The sequence below is a fragment of the Nocardioides sp. genome, from assembly GCF_014360585.1.
In the GTDB taxonomy this organism is placed as follows: domain Bacteria; phylum Actinomycetota; class Actinomycetes; order Propionibacteriales; family Nocardioidaceae; genus Nocardioides.
On record NZ_JACIXG010000018.1, the window covers coordinates 1 to 16,725 of the forward strand.

General features: G+C 69.1%; 14 protein-coding genes. 6 read left to right on the top strand and 8 right to left on the bottom strand.

Annotated elements, in window-relative coordinates; genetic code table 11:
• Nucleotides 1-116 precede the first annotated feature (116 nt).
• Nucleotides 117-752 carry an O-methyltransferase gene (locus H5T77_RS08160; protein ID WP_292647439.1) on the bottom strand — a complete coding sequence of 212 codons (636 nt, stop codon included), beginning with the start codon at nucleotides 750-752 and terminating at the stop codon, nucleotides 117-119.
• A 175-nt stretch (nucleotides 753-927) separates the two neighbouring features.
• Here H5T77_RS08160 and sigE point away from each other — a divergent pair, with 175 nt between their 5' ends.
• From sigE to H5T77_RS08175, 3 genes are all read left to right on the top strand, one after another.
• Nucleotides 928-1,545, top strand: coding sequence for an RNA polymerase sigma factor SigE (gene sigE, locus H5T77_RS08165; protein WP_246321396.1), 618 nt, complete (start codon nucleotides 928-930; stop codon nucleotides 1,543-1,545).
• A gap of 76 nt (nucleotides 1,546-1,621) precedes the next feature.
• Nucleotides 1,622-2,089: an anti-sigma factor gene (locus H5T77_RS08170; RefSeq protein ID WP_292647446.1), complete on the top strand. Its 468-nt coding sequence runs from the start codon at nucleotides 1,622-1,624 to the stop codon at nucleotides 2,087-2,089.
• A gap of 70 nt (nucleotides 2,090-2,159) precedes the next feature.
• Nucleotides 2,160-3,557, top strand: a complete 1,398-nt coding sequence (locus tag H5T77_RS08175; RefSeq protein ID WP_292647447.1) for a S1C family serine protease — start codon at nucleotides 2,160-2,162, stop codon at nucleotides 3,555-3,557.
• A gap of 93 nt (nucleotides 3,558-3,650) precedes the next feature.
• On the opposite strand, the gene H5T77_RS08180 is transcribed toward H5T77_RS08175, so the two are convergent.
• The 3 genes from H5T77_RS08180 to H5T77_RS08190 all read right to left on the bottom strand — a co-directional run bounded on the left by H5T77_RS08180 (nucleotide 3,651) and on the right by H5T77_RS08190 (nucleotide 5,754).
• Nucleotides 3,651-3,917 (bottom strand): helix-turn-helix domain-containing protein, encoded by a 267-nt coding sequence (locus tag H5T77_RS08180; protein ID WP_292647449.1) that lies wholly within the window; start codon nucleotides 3,915-3,917, stop codon nucleotides 3,651-3,653.
• Between the two features lie 122 nt (nucleotides 3,918-4,039).
• Nucleotides 4,040-5,383: a hypothetical protein gene (locus H5T77_RS08185; RefSeq protein WP_292647452.1), complete on the bottom strand. Its 1,344-nt coding sequence runs from the start codon at nucleotides 5,381-5,383 to the stop codon at nucleotides 4,040-4,042.
• Nucleotides 5,380-5,754, bottom strand: coding sequence for a hypothetical protein (locus tag H5T77_RS08190; protein ID WP_292647455.1), 375 nt, complete (start codon nucleotides 5,752-5,754; stop codon nucleotides 5,380-5,382). Before H5T77_RS08190 ends, H5T77_RS08185 begins: the two co-directional genes overlap by 4 nt.
• A gap of 79 nt (nucleotides 5,755-5,833) precedes the next feature.
• On the opposite strand from H5T77_RS08190, the gene H5T77_RS08195 reads away from it, so the two are divergent.
• Nucleotides 5,834-7,300 carry a wax ester/triacylglycerol synthase family O-acyltransferase gene (locus tag H5T77_RS08195; RefSeq protein ID WP_292647456.1) on the top strand — a complete coding sequence of 489 codons (1,467 nt, stop codon included), beginning with the start codon at nucleotides 5,834-5,836 and terminating at the stop codon, nucleotides 7,298-7,300.
• A 21-nt stretch (nucleotides 7,301-7,321) separates the two neighbouring features.
• Nucleotides 7,322-7,666 carry a DUF6912 family protein gene (locus H5T77_RS08200; protein WP_292647459.1) on the top strand — a complete coding sequence of 115 codons (345 nt, stop codon included), beginning with the start codon at nucleotides 7,322-7,324 and terminating at the stop codon, nucleotides 7,664-7,666.
• 29 nt (nucleotides 7,667-7,695) lie between these two features.
• On the opposite strand, the gene H5T77_RS08205 is transcribed toward H5T77_RS08200, so the two are convergent.
• The 3 genes from H5T77_RS08205 to H5T77_RS08215 all read right to left on the bottom strand — a co-directional run bounded on the left by H5T77_RS08205 (nucleotide 7,696) and on the right by H5T77_RS08215 (nucleotide 10,411).
• Nucleotides 7,696-9,285 carry a lysyl oxidase family protein gene (locus tag H5T77_RS08205; protein WP_292647462.1) on the bottom strand — a complete coding sequence of 530 codons (1,590 nt, stop codon included), beginning with the start codon at nucleotides 9,283-9,285 and terminating at the stop codon, nucleotides 7,696-7,698.
• Between the two features lie 123 nt (nucleotides 9,286-9,408).
• Nucleotides 9,409-9,885 carry a DUF2505 domain-containing protein gene (locus tag H5T77_RS08210; protein ID WP_292647465.1) on the bottom strand — a complete coding sequence of 159 codons (477 nt, stop codon included), beginning with the start codon at nucleotides 9,883-9,885 and terminating at the stop codon, nucleotides 9,409-9,411.
• A 52-nt stretch (nucleotides 9,886-9,937) separates the two neighbouring features.
• A complete protein-coding gene (locus H5T77_RS08215; protein WP_292647468.1) occupies nucleotides 9,938-10,411 on the bottom strand; it encodes a DUF2505 domain-containing protein in 474 nt (157 codons plus the stop codon).
• 184 nt (nucleotides 10,412-10,595) lie between these two features.
• Between H5T77_RS08215 and H5T77_RS08220 the strand changes: the two genes are divergently transcribed.
• Complete coding sequence (locus H5T77_RS08220; RefSeq protein WP_292647471.1) at nucleotides 10,596-14,546, top strand: NAD-glutamate dehydrogenase; 3,951 nt, start codon at nucleotides 10,596-10,598, stop codon at nucleotides 14,544-14,546.
• Here the strand turns inward: H5T77_RS08220 and H5T77_RS08225 are convergent.
• Nucleotides 14,506-16,539, bottom strand: a complete 2,034-nt coding sequence (locus H5T77_RS08225; protein WP_292647473.1) for an MSCRAMM family protein — start codon at nucleotides 16,537-16,539, stop codon at nucleotides 14,506-14,508. The two genes, H5T77_RS08220 and H5T77_RS08225, sit on opposite strands and share 41 nt — an antisense overlap.
• Nucleotides 16,540-16,725: the final 186 nt, after the last annotated feature.

Genomic DNA, 16,725 nt, shown 5'->3' on the forward strand with positions numbered 1-16,725 from the left:
GATGCGTGCGTTGTGTTCTGTCGTGTTCTATTCCGATCTGCTTGTGGCCACACGGGTGCATTCTGGCACGACCGGGGTGACGCTTCGGTCGACCGGGGTGACGCTTCGGCGCTCTGCTAGATCTTCCGGGCGAGCAGGAGGCCGTCGCCGACCGGGAGAAGTAGCGGGATCAGGCCGTCGTTGTCGGCGACCAATTGGTTGAGCTCGCGGATGGTGGCGGTCTCCTCGTCGCGTACGGACGGGTCGGCCACACGGTCGTGCCACAGCGCGTTGTCGAAGGCGACGACGCCGCCGGGACGCAGCAACCGGAGCGCCTCCTTGAGATAGGCGGCGTACTCGGTCTTGTCGCCGTCGACGAAGACGACGTCGTAGTGGTTGTCGGTGAGCCGGGGGAGCACGTCGAGGGCGGCGCCGGCGATGCACCGGGCCTGCCGCTGCCCGAACCCGGCCTCGGTGAAGGACTGGCGGGCCAGCCGCTGGTGCTCGGTCTCGATGTCGACGGTGGTCAGGACCCCTTCGGGGCGCATGCCGCGCAGCAGCCATAGTCCGGAGACGCCGGTGCCGGTGCCGACCTCGACCACGTTCTTGGCATCGAGGACGGAGGCGAGGAAGCGGAGCGTGGCGCCGCCGCCCGGGCCGATGGGCGCGACTCCGACCTCCTCGGCCCGTGAACGGGCGGCAGCGAGGAGGTCGTCCTCCGCGACGAACTCGTCGGCGTAGGTCCAACTTGCGGGCGAGACAGGGCTGGTCACACCGCAAAACCTAACCTGTTTCGTGTAACGGTGCGGGAACGCCTGATCCAACTCATGCGTTAGGTGGGCATAGGCAGAGGAAAAATAGGAGCCTCACAGGCAACTCTCAGCCCTTCCGGTCCCAGGCGATCTACCGTAGGAGATGTCAGCGATCAGCGAGGCAAACAGGAGCACCATGACCGCGGAGCCCACCAACGAGACCGCTCTCGACGAGCTCGACCAGCGAGCTTCGTCGGGCGTGCCGACGTGGGACGAGATCGTGGAGAAGCACTCCGACCGGGTCTACCGGCTCGCTTACCGCCTCACTGGCAACCGCCCCGACGCGGAGGACCTCACCCAAGAGGTCTTCGTGCGGGTCTTCCGCTCTCTCGACACCTACAGCCCCGGCACCTTCGAGGGCTGGCTGCACCGGATCACCACCAACCTCTTCCTCGACCAGGCCCGCCGCAAGCAGCGGATCCGCTTCGATGCCCTCTCCGACGAGCGCGCCTCGCGCCTGACGAGCAGCGGCCCGACACCCGACGTGGCCTACACCGACCAGCGCTTCGACGACGACATCGAGCGCGCGCTGGCCACGCTGCCACCCGACTTCCGGGCCGCGGTCGTGCTCTGTGACGTGGAGGGGCTCTCCTACGAGGAGATCTCCGAGATCCTGGGCGCGAAGCTCGGCACCGTCCGCTCGCGCATCCACCGCGGCCGGGCGATGCTCCGTGACGCCCTCGCCCACCGCGCCCCGCGCGGCGGACGATTGCGCCACTCGGGGCCCAAGGTGCTGTGGGGCGGGGCTTCATGAGCGAGCGCCAGCGAGCGACAACAAGCCTCAGGCCGGCGGGTCCGTATTCTTTGCTTTCCTCTACGGAGGTGCCGGCATGAGTTTGTTGGGCAACCACCTCGGGGCGCGGACCAGCGCCCTTCTCGACGGCCAGCTCGACGCCGCGGAGGAGGAGCGCGCCTGGGCGCACGTGCACGAGTGCTGCGCGTGCCGCAGGTCGGTCGAGCGCGAGGGCTGGCTCAAACGGCGTCTGGCCGGTCTCAGCGTCGACCCCGGGGTCTGTGCCCCGGCCGACCTGAAGGGCTCGCTTCGCGGGGGCGCCCTCGCCGCCTCGGTGTGGCCCACCGACGACCTCGGCGAGGCCTACTCCGACCCTCGGTCGATGCGGCACACGTTGGTGATGGTCGCGGCGGGTGGCGGCGCTGTCGGCGCCGCGGTGTTCGGCATGTTCACCTTCGCCGCCGCGCCCGCCGACGCACCGGTTCCCAGGAACCTTCCGGTCACCGCGGTCACCCAGGTTCCGGGCTCTCCGGGCGCCCCCGTCATCGCCCACGTACGCCGCTGACCGGCTGCCGAGCGACGCGACACGAGACCCGGACTGCCCATTGTTGGGGCGAGTAGGAAGAATGGGTGTCGTGACGCAGGAACCACAAGACGACCAGTCGCGGCCGATCTCCCGTTGGGCGCCTCCCACTGACGCGCCCGGCGTGCCCTCGGCCGGGCAGTCGTCCTCCGACGGCCTCGGCGAGGACGAGCGCGACACCGCCGAGGTGCCGCTGCCAGGCATGCCCGGTCGGCCGGTCGCCCCGGCGCCGGCCGCCGACACCGCTCCGCTGCCGCCCTCGGCGCCACCGCCGGGTCCGTCCCTGCCCGGCTTCGACGGTCCACCACCGCCGCTGCCCGCAGCTGCGACCGGTTCCTCGCCGCGCCGTCGGGTCCCCGGCCCGATCTGGGCGCTCGCTGCGGCGGTCGCCTTCCTGCTCGGTGTGCTCGGTGGCTATGCCGGCGGCGTACTCGAAGACCAGGACGACATGTCCAGCCTGGCCGGCGGCGGGCTCGAACCGGGCTCGATCGAGACCGACGCGCCGTTGAACGCCGACGACGCCAACATCGTGAAGGTGGCCGCGACGCTGCTGCCCTCGACGGTCCAGATCTTCGCCGAATACCAGGGCGTGAAGGACGCCGCGACCGGTTCCGGCTTCGTCTTCGACAGGAACGGTCACGTGGTGACGAACAACCACGTGGTCGCCAACGCGGCCAAGGCCAAGGGAAGGATCGAGGTCGTCGACCACAAGGGCCGCCGCTACAAGGCCGACGTGGTCGGACGCAGTGCGGTCTACGACCTCGCCGTCCTCGACGTGCCCGAGATCAAGGAGCTCGACCCCGCCTCGCTGGGCAGCACCTCGCGACTGAGGATCGGCGAGGGCGTGGTCGCGATCGGCTCGCCGCTGGGGCTCAGCTCCACGGTGACATCGGGCATCGTCAGCGCTCTCCAGCGCCCGGTGAGCACCGGCCAGACAGAGGACGACACCTCGTACATCAACGCCGTCCAGACCGACGCGGCGATCAACCCCGGCAACTCCGGTGGTCCGCTGGTCAACCTTGTCGGCCAGGTCATCGGGGTCAACTCGGCCATCGCCACCGCGGGTGGTGGAGAGGGCGGAGAGAGCGGCAGCATCGGCGTCGGCTTCGCCATCCCGATCGACCAGGTCAAGGTGACCGCGGCGCAGATCCTGAAGACGGGCAAGGCGACCTACCCGATAGTGGGCGCCTCGGTCGACGTGCAGGCCGCCGACCACAGAGGTGCGCTGATCTCGGTGGTCGAGGCCGGTTCGCCGGCGGCCGCCGGTGGGCTCAAGGACGGTGATCGGGTCACCAAGGTGGGAGACGTGACCGTCACCGACGGGATCGGCATGATCGTCGCCATCCGCGCCCATCAGCCGGGGGAGACGGTCGAGTTCACCGTGATGCGCAACGGCGCCCGTCAGGAGCTGAAGATCAAGCTCGACGCGCAGACCGAGAACCTCGCCTGAACCAAGACGCGAAGAGCTGCTCGGCACGATGCCTGGCAGCTCTTCGCGTTGTTGTGGGGAAGGTTTAGTTGTGGGGGTTCAGGTTTCTATGACTCAAGAAGCGTCCGGCGTGACTGCAGGAGCAGGGGTGCTGCTCTCAGCCTCGACGAACGGGTGGTCGGCCACGAAGGCCTTGGTCTGCGAGTACATGTCATCGATGAACTTCTCGAGGACACTGGCCTCGACGCGCCACTGGCCACGTCCGCCGATCTTGATAGCGGGCAGCTCACCACGGCGGACAAGGGCATAGACCTGTGCGCTCGAGGTGTTGAGGACCTCGGCGACGTCGGCAAGAGTCAGGAAGCGGGGGGTACCAGACATAAGGTTCAGTCTCCCAGACTCTGCAAGCGGCCGTAAACAATGGCGCCAACCTGTTAGCCCACCTTAGGCAGTGTTGCGCTTCTTGTGTATGCGAGGTGGGTGAATCGTGAAGCAGAGGTGCGCTATGCGGCGAACAGCAGGTACAAACCACCGACTGTGAAGCCGACCATGGTCACCAGAAGCGGCACCTGCCCGGCCACCAGATGCTGCTTCGGAAGCACCTGGAGTGCCCGGATATGGGCCGACCAGACGCCGAGCACGTGGCCGACGATCACCGCGGCAACCTTGATGACGGCCAACAGCGTGCCGTGGTAGGCGAAGAAGTAGGAGACCGGCATGTCAGCGGTCCCGAACCAGTCGGCTCCGGTCCCCATCGGGTCGGACGCGTTGCGCAACGTGGCCAGCCCGCTCTCCCAGAAGTAGCTGAGGTAGTGGGCCACGACGTAACCGGCGATGATCGGCACCATCGACGGCGCCAGCTCGGCGGGAAGGGCCCGCCGAGGTACGTCACCGACACCGGTCAGCATCGTCCCGGCCGAGTAGAACCCGGCGACGAGAAGCGGCAGCGCGATGAGCGCGATGTTGTTGATCAGGTAGGCCGTGGACCCGGAGATCTCCGGGTTCTGCACGATCTGGAGCCACTGCGGTGACTCGCGGTAGGAGTCGTAGACGATGGTGCCGAAGAGCACCGAGACGACCGCGACCAGGCCCGGCGCCGGGCGCAGCGTGTCGAGGTTGCCGAGCGGGGTCCGCAGGACCAGCTTGCCGGCCGGGGTTCGGCCCCACACCGACAGGCGCGCGATCAGCGACGAGTAGACCTCGAACGGATCGGTGCGCTCCAGGAACTTCTCGCCGAACAGCACGCCGCCGAGGATCATCACGGCTAGGTAGACGGCCAGCCAGAGGCGTACGGGACCGAGGTAGTTGTTCTCCGGGTAGACCAGCTCGAGCCAGGCGAAGGCGAGCAGCGTGAACGCGGCGGGCCAGTAGCCCAGACGCTCGGGCAGGCGGAGCGGCGGGTCGCCGGTGCCCCGCAGCCAGGTCAGTCCGGCCACGATCGTGCGGGCCGGGCTGATCGCCTTCCAGACCGGTCCGAAGAGGAGCGAGAACGGGACGATGCCGACCCACAGCCAGACGTACGTCATCCCGAAGATGGGGTTGTTGGCGTTGTCGAGCCCGGCGAAGGCGACCAGGACGAAGTAGGCGAAGATCACCATCCCGACGACGCGCCACAGCGCGGTCCAGGCGGGGGAGTCGACGACACGCCCGAGGCGCGGCAGCGGCCAGCCGCGTGGGTTCCGGCTCTGTGGATCCGTGCTGGCGATCTCCTTGCCCGCAGCGGCACGCCTGGTGGTCAGCACCAGCAGCCCGAAGGAGACGAGAAGGGCGAGGACCGCGCCCGCGATGACGTACTCGAGCGGCAGTGGGAGGTCTTGGCGACCACCCACGCCGTGGGTGAGGATCACTTGACTTCGAGGGTGACGATGGTCTTGCCGAGGGTGTGTGACTCCACCTCGTACTGACCGGGGATCTCGAGCGCGCCCAGGCTGATCCGCGTCGTGCCTACGCCGTAGGCGGCCGACTGCTCCGGGTCGGAGTGCACATGGATCTCGCCAGCGGCGTCGGCGGTGACGTCGAGCTCGACGCCGTGCCCGAGGGGGACGTCGATCTTGGTCCCGTGGGGATCGACCGAGTCACCGGAGAAGTTGATCTCGACGACCACCGGGTCGCTGCTGGTCCTGGGTTCGGTGGCGATGTCGTTTCCGCAGGCTGTCGCGACGGACGCGATCCCGCAGATTGCAGCCACGACCGCGATGATCCGGGTCGTGAGGCGCATTGATCCCCCGTTTCGTGGGCTGGTTTCAAGCTGGCGTCTGCCACAATCGCATACGAACCAAAGAGGGGGCTGAGAGGACATGAGCGAGCGTCAGCGAGATCGACTCGGACCACGTGAGGTGGCGTTCCTGGACGGGGAGACGCTGGCGGTGCCGCACCAGGTGGCGAGCATCGAGGTGATCGAGCCTAAGGCGGAGGGCTTCGACTACGGCGCCTTCCTCCAGCACGTCGAGGACCGGCTGGCGTTCGTGCCCCGCTTCCGCCAACGGGTCCGTGTCGTACCCGGCCGGATCGCCTACCCCGTGTGGGCCGACGACGACCGGTTCGACCTGACCTACCACGTACGCCGCTCCGCGCTGCCCCGCCCGGGCTCGATGGAACAGCTCCTCGACCTCGCCGGCCGGATCGTCTCCCGGCCCCTGGACCGCTCCCGGCCGTTGTGGGAGCTGTATGTCATCGAGGGGCTGGCCGGCGACCGGGTCGCGCTGGTCACCAAGACACACCAGGCGCTGGTGGACGGCGCCGAGACCGTCGACCTGGTCCAGCTCCTGCTCGACGACAAGCCCGAGGTCGGGCCGGTCGTGCCCGACCTGTGGGAGCCGCCCGAGCCTCATTCGAGCGCGCGCCTGGTCGTGCACGCGGTCTTCGACGCGGTCACCTCGGTCAGCGGCCTGACCGGCACGGCCCGCAGCCTGGGCGGCTTCGCCCTCGGCCGGGTCACCGGAGTGACGAAGGACGTCCAGAACGCGGGCGCGGGCATCGCCCGGGTGGTCACCCGTCGGCCTCCGGAACGGCCGACGCCGCTCAACGGAACACTCTCCCAGCAGCGGCTGGTCGTCACGCTGCAGGCCGACCTGGCCGACTTCCGCCGCATCCGGGACACCCACGGCGGCACCGTCAACGACGTGATCCTCGCTGCCGTCACCGGCGGACTGCGCGCCTGGCTGATGGCCCGCCAGGAGTCGCTCGCCGGCGTACGCCAGGTGCCGGCGCTGGTGCCGGTCTCGGTGATCGACGAGGAGCTCGACCCGACCCAGCTCGGCTCCGCGGTGGCGCCCCACTTCGTGGTGCTGCCGGTGGCGGAGCCTTCGCCGGTGGTCCGCCTCCACCAGGTGTCCTACTCCTTCGAGCAGCACAAGGCGAACGCCCGCACCGTCAGCGCGCAGCGGCTGGCCGGGATCAGCGGCTTCGCCCCGGCGACCTTCCACATGGTGGGCTCCCGGGTGGCCGCCGAGAGCGAGCACGACTACCTGCTCTCGGTGTGCAACGTGCCCGGCCCGCAGGAGCCCCGTTATGCGGCCGGCTCCCGGTTGGTGGCCTCCTACCCCATCCACCCGCTGACCGAGGGCCACACCCTCGCGATCGGGGTGACCTCGTACGACGGCCACGTCTTCTTCGCGATCACCGCCGACCGTGACCTGGTGCCGGACGCGTCGCTGCTCGGGCAGTGCATCAGCGAGGCGCTGGACGAGCTGCTCGACACCGCCTCAGGACGCCGCTTCCGGGCGCCCCGGGGGCTGCGCGTGGTCAAGAGCTCCGGCGAGTGAGCGGTCTGAGAGAATTCCACCGTGACCCGCATCTACGTACCCGCCACGCTCGAGCTGCTCGCTGACTGGTACGCCAACGGAGAGCTGCCCGGCACCGCCGACGGCTATGCGGCGCCCGACGACAGCGAAGAGGCCGAGTACGCCGCGCTGATGAGCGCCGCCGACGACTCGGCGGCGCTCCTCGCTGGTCCCGGGCGCAGGGTCGTGGTCGTCGTCGACGCTCCCGCCGCGCTGGGGGACCAGGTTGTTCCGCTCAAGCTCGTCGCCGCGGTCCACGCCGATCTTTCCGACCGGCCCGCCGACGCCGATCCCGACGAGGACCTGGGCTGGTTCGGGACCCAGGAGATCCCGCAGCTCATCGGGTAGACCGGCGCCGGCGCTGCTTCAGGCCGGGCTCACTCCTCGTTCCACCAGGTCTCGGTGTCGACGCCCTGGTAGGGCGGGACGGTGACGGTGCGGGCGCCGGCCTTGCCGCCGATGATCACGGTGCGGTGGCTGACGTTGTTGGACCGGGTGGTCTCGTAGAGGTTGCCGTCCGGGTTGACGGTCACCTTGATCCGGTACGTGCCGTTCTTGACCTTGGTGAGGTCGAAGGCCTGGGTCTGGGACTGGTCGTAGGTGTCGCCCCAGCCGGACGGCAGGCTCTCCCGCAGCCAGAGCGCGGACTTGGAGCCGCAGGCCGACTCCAGGCCGGTCTGTCCGGGCCGCAGCGTGGCGCCGGGCACGGTCAGGTCCACCGGGTCGGTGGGCACCAGGCACCATGACTGCTTGCCGCTGGTCGAGACGACCTTGTCCTTGGCGTCGACCAGCTCGTACTTCGCGAAGTCGAGGAAGTGCCAGTGGTTGTGCTCCGGTGCCTCGTGGAACTCCATGGTGCCGGTCCGCTTCATCCCGACCTGCTTACCGTTGCGGTAGAACATCTGGTAGGCGTCCATCACCGGGGACGTGCCGCGGCGGAAGCCCTCGACGATCATCGGAGCCGGTCCGGCGTTCCACTCGTTGGCAGCGAAGTTGAGGCGATCGGTGCCTTCCTCGTCGACCGCGGTCGAGATCTGCCAGGCGGGCACGGAGACGAGGTCGGGCAGGCTGCTCTTCTTGGGCTTGCCGTGCGACGTACCTCCTGCGCCGCCGCCCAGCGGGAGCCGTCCGCGACCGTTCTCGGCGCCTTCCAGCGCCTCTCGCGGGACCACGGTGCGAGCGCCCTGGTCGTCATCGGCTCCATGGGCCGAGTGAGTGCCCATGTGACCCTCACCCTCGCCGTCGCCTTCGCAGCCGCCCTCGGCGCACGCGTCGACGATGACCAGGTTCTGCTTGGCGCTGCGGCTGGCAGTCGGGAGACCGAGGAAGTCGGCGACGGGCGTGCTGACCCTCATCGTCATGGTGAGCGCGGTCTCGCCCTTGGTCTCGAACTCGAGGTCGGAGAAGGTCGGGACCGCCATGCCCCGCTCGATCCCGTACAGGATGCCCTTGGTGAACCAGTTGCCGCCGCAGAACTCGGGGTAGACCGGCCCGGTGGCACCGTCGGTCTGTACCCGCTGCCGGTCGTAGCCGCCAGGACACAGCGGGCGGCGCTCGTCGAGGATCACCTTGCCGGCCTTGTTCTTGATCGTGACCCGGAGGCCGTCCTTGAAGCCCTTCATCCCGTCGACGATGGCCGCGGGCGCGGTCGTGGTGGTGCGCTTCTTGCCGCGGATGACGGTCAAGGTCTGCTTGACCGGTTCGTTGTAGGCCGTGTGGCTGGCGCGGAACTCGAAGGCCGCGTCATAGGCGGCCAGCCAGACCGACGGTTCGACGTACGCCGTCCCCTCCCAGGCCTGGACCTCGACGGTGTCGGCAGCCGCGACGAGCTTCAGCGTGCCCTTTCCGGTGGTGCCGCTCGCGGCACCGTAGTTCGCCGTCACCGTGGTGGTGACGACGAGTGCGGCCGCGACCAGCCCGATGCCGGCCGAGGCCAGCTGCCGGGCGCGAGTGCGAGGATTGACCATGGAGCTCCCCTTTGAACGGCCGCGGACCCTCCCGATCCGAGGCGCCGAATGGCCGGCAATGTAGTGCCCGCCACATAGGGGACGGTTGGTTTTCCGATCTGGTTGCACCAGATCGGCGATATCTCAGCGGGAGAGGTACTCCGCGCCGACCGCCTGCTCGAGGTCGAAGGCCTTGAGCATCAGCTGCTCGACGTACTCCTCGAGCTTGGCCCCGACCAGCGGGACGGGCACCTTGATGTTCAGTCGCACGCTCTCGGTGGTGCGCCCGTCGGACTCGGTCAGCGAGATGTTGCCGCGCAGCGTGGCGAGGCCGCCGGGGACGGTGATGTCGACGACGGCGACCGTGTCGGAGGACCAGACCTCGTTCTGGTGGACGGTGAGGTCGCCGGTGACGATGGGCTTCGCGAAGGCGGGTACGCCGACGGTCGACTGCACCCGGTCGATCCGGACCTCGCGTGGAGCGCCGCCGATGGTCACCCGGCGACGGAGCGCGCCCTGGGCGTCGGCGACCCGCTCCCGGAAGCCGGGATCAGCCAACATCGCGGAGACTTCGCCCATGCGGGCCTCGTAGACGAGCTCGTGCTGAAGGGTCGTCGTCATTGCCGAATCCTTTTGGGGCTCTTCTGCGGGTTGGGACGGGGATGAAGGAGGGTCAGCGGGCGAGCCAGCGGGTGCCTACCTCGTGCTCCTTCTCGAGCCCCTTCTTGAAGATCGAGAGGATGAGGTCCTCCAGCTTTCCGCTGACCAGAGGCACATTCACGGTAGCGGTCAGGGTGACCGTCTCGATGGTCCGTGTGCCGTTCTCGGCCAGTCGAGCGACGCCGGTGAGCGAGCCGGGCTTGCCGGGCAGGGTGACCTTGAGATCGCCGGAGGTGAAGTCGGCCGACCACACCTCGTCCTGGTGGACCTCGATGGTGTCGCCGACGAACTTCTTCGCGAACCCGGGCACCCCGCTGACGGCCTGCTCATAGCGGATGCTCACCGTCGACCCGGTGATGGCCACGCTCTTGGACCGTGCGTGCTGGGCGTCGCAGACCTGCTCACGGAACGTCGCGTCGGCGAGCATCCCGGAGACGGCTGCGATCGGGGCGTCGTAAGCCAGGTCGATCGACAGCTTTTTACTCATAAGAACCCATCATGACGCCTAGCCGCGTCAGAGTCATCAGTAGAGGGCCCGAGAGAACCGACACATTCCCCGAGTATGCTGAATGGGCCGGTTGCGCGAGGGTGCCGTGGGCCTATGACTCGCATCGGCGATTCCTTCGGATCTGACCGCCTATCCGCAGTCCTCCCGGGATACCGTGACAGGTGTGTCAACGGAGACGCATATCCAACCTGTCCAGGCTTCGCAGACGGTCCAGCAGTTCCGCCTGCCGAGCACCACCTACTTCCGCAACGTAGCTCCCGAGGAGCTCACCGGCCGCAGCGAGGCTGACCTCGCCGGCGCGGTGGGATCGCATCTGGCGCTGGCAGCGAGCCGCCCACAGGGCACCGCCGCCGTGCGGATCCTCACCCCGACCACTGCTGCAGATGGTTGGTCCGCCGGAGGCCGTAGCGTCGTCGAGATCGTCGTCGACGACATGCCCTACCTCGTGGACTCGGTCAAGACCGAGCTCTACCGCCGCGGTCTCGACGTCCATCTCGTCGTCCACCCCGTCATCGACGTCGCCCGTGACGTGACCGGTGCGCTCGAGGGGGTGAACGAAGGAGACATCCGCGAGTCCTGGATGCACATCGAGATCGACCGTCTCGCCCCCGACACGGCGAAGGAGATCGTCGCGGGTCTGGAGGGCATCCTCGAGGACGTACGCGAGGTCATCGAGGACGAGCCGCGGCTGCACCGTCGGCTGGCGGAGATCGCGGCCGGTCTGCGCTACACCCCGCCCAACAGCGTGCCTCGAGAGGAGGCCGCTGAGGCCGCCGAGCTGCTGGCCTGGCTGGCCGAGGACCACTTCCTGCTGACCGGCTACCGCGAGTACCGCCTCGACGGTGACTACCTGCGCGGCCGCTCCGGCACCGGCCTGGGCATCCTGCGCGCCGACCCGCCGCAGGCCCCCGACCACGGCAAGATGCCGCCCAAGGTCGCCGCCCACGCCCGGGACAAGGTCATGCTCGTCCTCGCCAAGGCCAACTCGCGCTCGACCGTCGGGGAGCCCGCCTACCTCGACCATGTCGGCATCAAGATCTTCAACGGCGCCGGTGAGGTGGTCGGTGAGCACCGTTTCCTCGGGCTCTTCACCACGAAGTCGGCTCGGCAGTCGGTGACCCGGATCCCGGTCGTCCGCGGCAAGGTCGCCGCGGTCCTCGACCACACCGGCTACGACCCCCGCAGCCACACCGGCAAGGCGATGCTCGACGCGATGGAGACCTACCCGCGCGAAGAGCTCTTCCACGCCTCCGCCGAGGAGCTGACCGCGCTCGCCGAGGCCGCGCTGGGCGCGATCGAACGCCGCATCCTTCGAGTCGCGGTCCGCCCCGACACGTACGGGCGCTACGTCTCGGTGCTCGTCTCGCTGCCGCGTGACCGTTACAACACCACGGTCCGCGAGCGGTTCTCGAAGGTGCTCCTCGATGTCCTGGGTGGCACCGACCTGGAGTTCACCGTACGCATCAGCGAGTCCACCACCGCCCGGGTGCACTTCGTGGTCCACGGCACCACCGAGTCGCTGGGCAAGGCCCTGGACACCCCCGGGCTGGTCGACAGCCTCGAGTCGCGACTGCGCAAGGCCGCCCGGAGCTGGCGCGACGACCTGGTCAGCGCGGTCATCGCCCACGCCGGAGAGGATGGCGCGGCCCGGCTCTCGCACGTGCTCGACGCCTTCCCGGAGGCCTACAAGGAGGACTTCGACGCCGACACCGGCGCCGCCGACCTGACTCGCCTGGAGCTGCTCTCGCACCAGGGCGAGGCGGTCGACTTCTCCTTCTACAAGGACCCCGAGAGCCCCGGCGGGTTCCGGGTCAAGATCTACCGCACCGGCGGCCCGCTCTCGCTGTCCCTGATGCTCCCGATCCTGTCCTCCTTCGGGTTCGAGGTCACCGACGAGCGGCCCTATGACCTGGAGGGGGTCGGCACGTCCGGGTCGGAGGAGTGGTTCATCTACGACTTCGGCCTCGCCTACGCCGGCACCCCCGTCGGCACGCCCACCCAGCTGGTCGCAGCGTTGCACCAGGCCTGGTCCGGGCGCAGTGAGGTCGACCGTCTGAACGCACTCGTCCTGGCCGGTCTCGACCATGGCCAGATCACGATGCTGCGCGCCTATGGCCGCTACCTGCGCCAGGGCGGCACCCCCAACTCGTTCGCGACGATTGCGGGCGCGCTGGTCGCCAACCCGGGCATCGCCCGGCAGCTCGTGGAGCTGTTCGAGACGCGTTTCGACCCCTCGCTCACCACGCGTGACGAGACGAAGCGGGCCGAGGCGATCATCGAGGCACTCGACGACGTCGCGAGCCTGGACCAGGACCGGATCCTGCGCAGCTACGTCAGCACGATCCTGGCGACGACGCGGACCAACTACTATCGAGGTCGGGACTACCTCGCGTTCAAGTTCGACCCGCAGCAGGTGCCCGACCTGCCGCTGCCGCGGCCGGCGTACGAGATCTTCGTCTACTCGCCCAACGTCGAGGGCGTTCACCTGCGCTTCGACGCCGTGGCCCGTGGCGGGCTGCGGTGGAGCGACCGGCGCGACGACTTCCGCACCGAGGTGCTCGGACTGGCGAAGGCGCAGCAGGTCAAGAACACCGTGATCGTGCCGGGTGGCGCGAAGGGTGGCTTCGTCCCCAAGGGCGTGGCCGGTCCGGACGCCTATGTCACCTTCCTGCGTGGCCTGCTCGACGTCACCGACAACCGGGTGGACGGAGAGATCGTGCCGCCGCCCGACGTGGTGCGTCACGATGCCGACGACTCCTACCTGGTCGTCGCCGCCGACAAGGGCACCGCGACCTTCTCCGACCTGGCCAACTCGGTCGCGGCCGAGTACGACTTCTGGCTCGGCGACGCGTTCGCCTCCGGCGGCTCGGCGGGCTATGACCACAAGGCGATGGGGATCACCTCGCGAGGTGCCTGGGTCTCGGTGCAGCACCACTTCAAGCGGCTCGGCATCGACCCCCAGGTCGACGAGATCACCGCGGTCGGCGTCGGCGACATGTCCGGAGACGTGTTCGGCAACGGCATGCTGCGCTCGGACCGGATCCGGCTCGTGGCTGCCTTCGACCACCGGCACATCTTCATCGATCCGACGCCCGACGCGGCGACGGGATTCCAGGAGCGGAAGCGTCTCTTCGAGACGCCCGGGTCGAACTGGGAGTCCTACGACACCTCGCTCATCTCGGCAGGCGGCGGCGTGTGGTCACGGCAGCTGAAGTGGGTGCCGATCAGTGCCGAGGTGCGCGAGGCGCTCGGTCTCGGGGCCGGCGTCAAGCGGCTGACGCCGCAGGAGCTGATCAGCGCGATCCTGCGCGCCCCGGTCGACCTGCTGTGGAACGGCGGGATCGGGACGTACGTCAAGGCCTCTGGCGAGAGCCATGACGACGCTGGGGACCACTCCAACGACGGCGTCCGGGTGGATGCCGCCGACCTGCGGGTACGGGTCATCGGCGAGGGCGGCAACCTGGGCATCACCCAGGCCGCGCGCGTCGAGTTCGCCCGCAAGGGTGGGCTGATCAACACCGACGCGATCGACAACTCCGCCGGTGTCGGCACCTCCGACCACGAGGTGAACCTCAAGATCCTGCTGGACCGTGAGGTACGCGCCGGCTTGCTCACCCTCGCCGCGCGCGACGAGCTGCTCGAGGAGATGACCGACGAGGTCGCCGCGCTGGTGCTGGCTCACAACGAGGCTCACAACGTGACCTTGACCCGTGCGGTCGCATCGGCGCCGCAGCTGCTCGAGGCGCACGAGCGTCAGATCGCGGAGTGGGTCACCGATGGTCTCCTCACCCGCGATGTCGAGGGACTGCCGTCATCGACCGAGGTGGCTCGCCGTCTGGAGGCAGGGGAGGGGCTCACCGCCCCCGAGCTGTCCGTCGTGCTCGCCTGGGCCAAGATCGAGCGTCAACGCCAGTTGGTCGCCGAGGGTCTTCCCGACCCGGCCACGGATCCGGAGATGACGCAGCGGCTGGTGGCGTACTTCCCGACCGCCATCCGTGAGCGTTTCCCCGAGGCCGTCCTGGATCACCCGCTGCGGCGGGAGATCTGGGCGACCTCGGTGGTCAACGAAGAGGTCAACCGTGGCTTCGGGTGCGTCGCCGGGCCGTCACAGTGAGCACGGTTCCGGCGAGCATGAGCGAGACACCGAGCGCGGCGAACACCCACGACGGGCCGCCGGTCTCGGGCAACGAGCTCTGAGGTGAGATCTCCGTCGGCGGTCCCGGGTTCGGGGCCGTCGGCGGATTCTCGTCTCCGCCCGGGGTCGGGAGGTCGGTCGGGTCCGGCGTGGGCTCCGGTGTCGGTGTCGGGTCCGGTGTGGGCGTCGGCGTCGGGCTCGGAGAGGCGACCGCTTCGACGCGGAAGTCCTGCCCGCCGCGGATCTCGCCGGCCGAGGTGATCGTGACCGTACGCGTCGTGTCACCGACCACGCGCATCCCGTCGGGCGCGGTGACGGTGATGGTGTAGTCGCCCGGAGGAAGGTCCTCGAGGAGGTAGGCGCCCGCGTCGTTGGTGATGACAGAGACCGGTCCGTCGGGACCGTCGACGGTGAGGGTGACCCCGGCGACCGGGTCCCCGGACGAGGCGTCGGTGACCTGCCCGGCGATCGTGCCGGGGCGGGTGAGGTCGAAGTCGACTCCGGTCACGTCGCTCGCGCCCACGGTGACCGGTCGTGTGGTGGCGCCGGAGTAGCCCTCGGGTGCGTCGATCTCGGCGGTGTAGTCACCGGGCGGCACGCCGTCGAGCAGGTAGTTGCCGTCACCGTCGGTGACTGTGGTGATCGGGTCTCCGCCGCCGGCGGGGACCAGGCGCACCTGGACGCCGCCGAGACCGTCGCCGCCGCCGGTCACGGTGCCCGAGACGCTGGCGAGCTGGTTCACGACGAAGTCCTGGTCGGTGACCGGACTGTCGGTGATGGTGATGTCGGAGCGGGTCGTGCCGTCGGGTCCCGCGGTGTAGCCGCCGGGCACCGTCAGGTTTACCGAGTAGCCCGTGCCGGTGGCGTTGTCGTCGAAGAGATAGCTGCCGTCCACGCTGGTCGTCGTGGTCGCGGTGGTCCCGTCGGGACGGGTGAGGGTCACGGTCGCCCCCGGGACGGGCGCGCCGACCGAGTCACGTACGGTGCCGCTGATCGCCTGCGGGATCACCTGCCGCACCTCGAAGTCGGCTCGTGAGGCGGGGTCGTCGTCGTTGCCGCGGTTGCTCACGGCCGCCTCGGACTGCCCGACCGTCGCGCAGCCCTCGGGCCGGGTGAGGCGGACGGTGTAGCCGTCCTGGGTGGCGAAGTCGCCGAAGGAGTAGGTGCCGTCGGCGGCGGGGCTCGTGGTCGCCAGTGTCTCGCCGTAGGGCGAGACGAGGGTGAGCACGGACTCCTCGACCGGGCAGGACCCCGAGGTCGACACGTCGGTCACGGTGCCGCCGATCGGCCGCGCCCTGCTGACGAACCAGGTCTGGTAGATCGGGAACCCGGCGCGGCGGGTGAAGACGAAGGAGAGACTGGTGATCCGGATGTCGGGCTCGTACCAGCCGCTGGCGCCGTTGGTGTCGGTGGCGGTCGGGTTGCCGGTCAGCGTCGAGGTGGCCGGGTTCCAGGTCGGCTGGTCGGTGCCGCCGGCGTAGTTGAACGATCCCTGGAACCACGAGGCGATCTCCGCGGCCGGGACGGGGTCGCCGTTCTCGTCGGTCGCCAGGATCTGGACCTGGTCGGAGTCGATGTCACCGAGCACGAACGCCCAGCCGGTGTCGGGCGTGGGGTTCTCGAAGGCGTACGTCGTGGTCGAGGGGCCGCTCGGGGAGTCGGCCTTCGGTCGCAGGTTGATGTAGGCCGAACCGCGGCTCGTGCCGTACTTCGCCCCCGGAGGCGTGCTGGTGTCGAGGAAGGTGCTCGCCCCGCTGGGGAGGGCGACGTTGGCCCGGGAGTCGCTGGCCATCTGGGCCTGCGGGAAGCCGGGCGAGCGCTGGGTCATCGTCGTTGAGTAGTCGTTGGACGTCCCGGAGACGGGCGCCCACTCGGCCCACGAGTCCGCCATCGCATGAGCCGGAGCCGGTGAGAGCACCATCAGGAACGCTCCGGCCAAGACCGTCAACGCCAAGCAAGCCCGTTTGAGCATGGGAGGGGATCCTTTTCGGGGAACGAACGCTGCGTTGGGGGACTTCGGCAGGCTATCCGAGTGTCGACGGGTTTTTACGTTCTGAATCGCGCGTGTGGCTGTGTTGACGCCGTTCGGCTCCAGGTGGCTGGTCCGGGAGGACTGCGAGTCCCTTCGTCCCCAGGGCTCCGATGTGGGTTACGTCTC

Excerpts from the sequence above, each read along its gene's own strand:
- sigE (WP_246321396.1), top strand. The coding sequence starts at position 928 with ATGACCGCGGAGCCCACCAACGAGACCGCTCTCGACGAGCTCGACCAG.
- H5T77_RS08170 (WP_292647446.1), top strand. The coding sequence starts at position 1,622 with ATGAGTTTGTTGGGCAACCACCTCGGGGCGCGGACCAGCGCCCTTCTC.
- H5T77_RS08180 (WP_292647449.1), bottom strand. The coding sequence starts at position 3,917 with ATGTCTGGTACCCCCCGCTTCCTGACTCTTGCCGACGTCGCCGAGGTC.
- H5T77_RS08190 (WP_292647455.1), bottom strand. The coding sequence starts at position 5,754 with ATGCGCCTCACGACCCGGATCATCGCGGTCGTGGCTGCAATCTGCGGG.
- H5T77_RS08195 (WP_292647456.1), top strand. The coding sequence starts at position 5,834 with ATGAGCGAGCGTCAGCGAGATCGACTCGGACCACGTGAGGTGGCGTTC.
- H5T77_RS08205 (WP_292647462.1), bottom strand. The coding sequence starts at position 9,285 with ATGGTCAATCCTCGCACTCGCGCCCGGCAGCTGGCCTCGGCCGGCATC.
- H5T77_RS08210 (WP_292647465.1), bottom strand. The coding sequence starts at position 9,885 with ATGACGACGACCCTTCAGCACGAGCTCGTCTACGAGGCCCGCATGGGC.
- H5T77_RS08215 (WP_292647468.1), bottom strand. The coding sequence starts at position 10,411 with ATGAGTAAAAAGCTGTCGATCGACCTGGCTTACGACGCCCCGATCGCA.
- H5T77_RS08225 (WP_292647473.1), bottom strand. The coding sequence starts at position 16,539 with ATGCTCAAACGGGCTTGCTTGGCGTTGACGGTCTTGGCCGGAGCGTTC.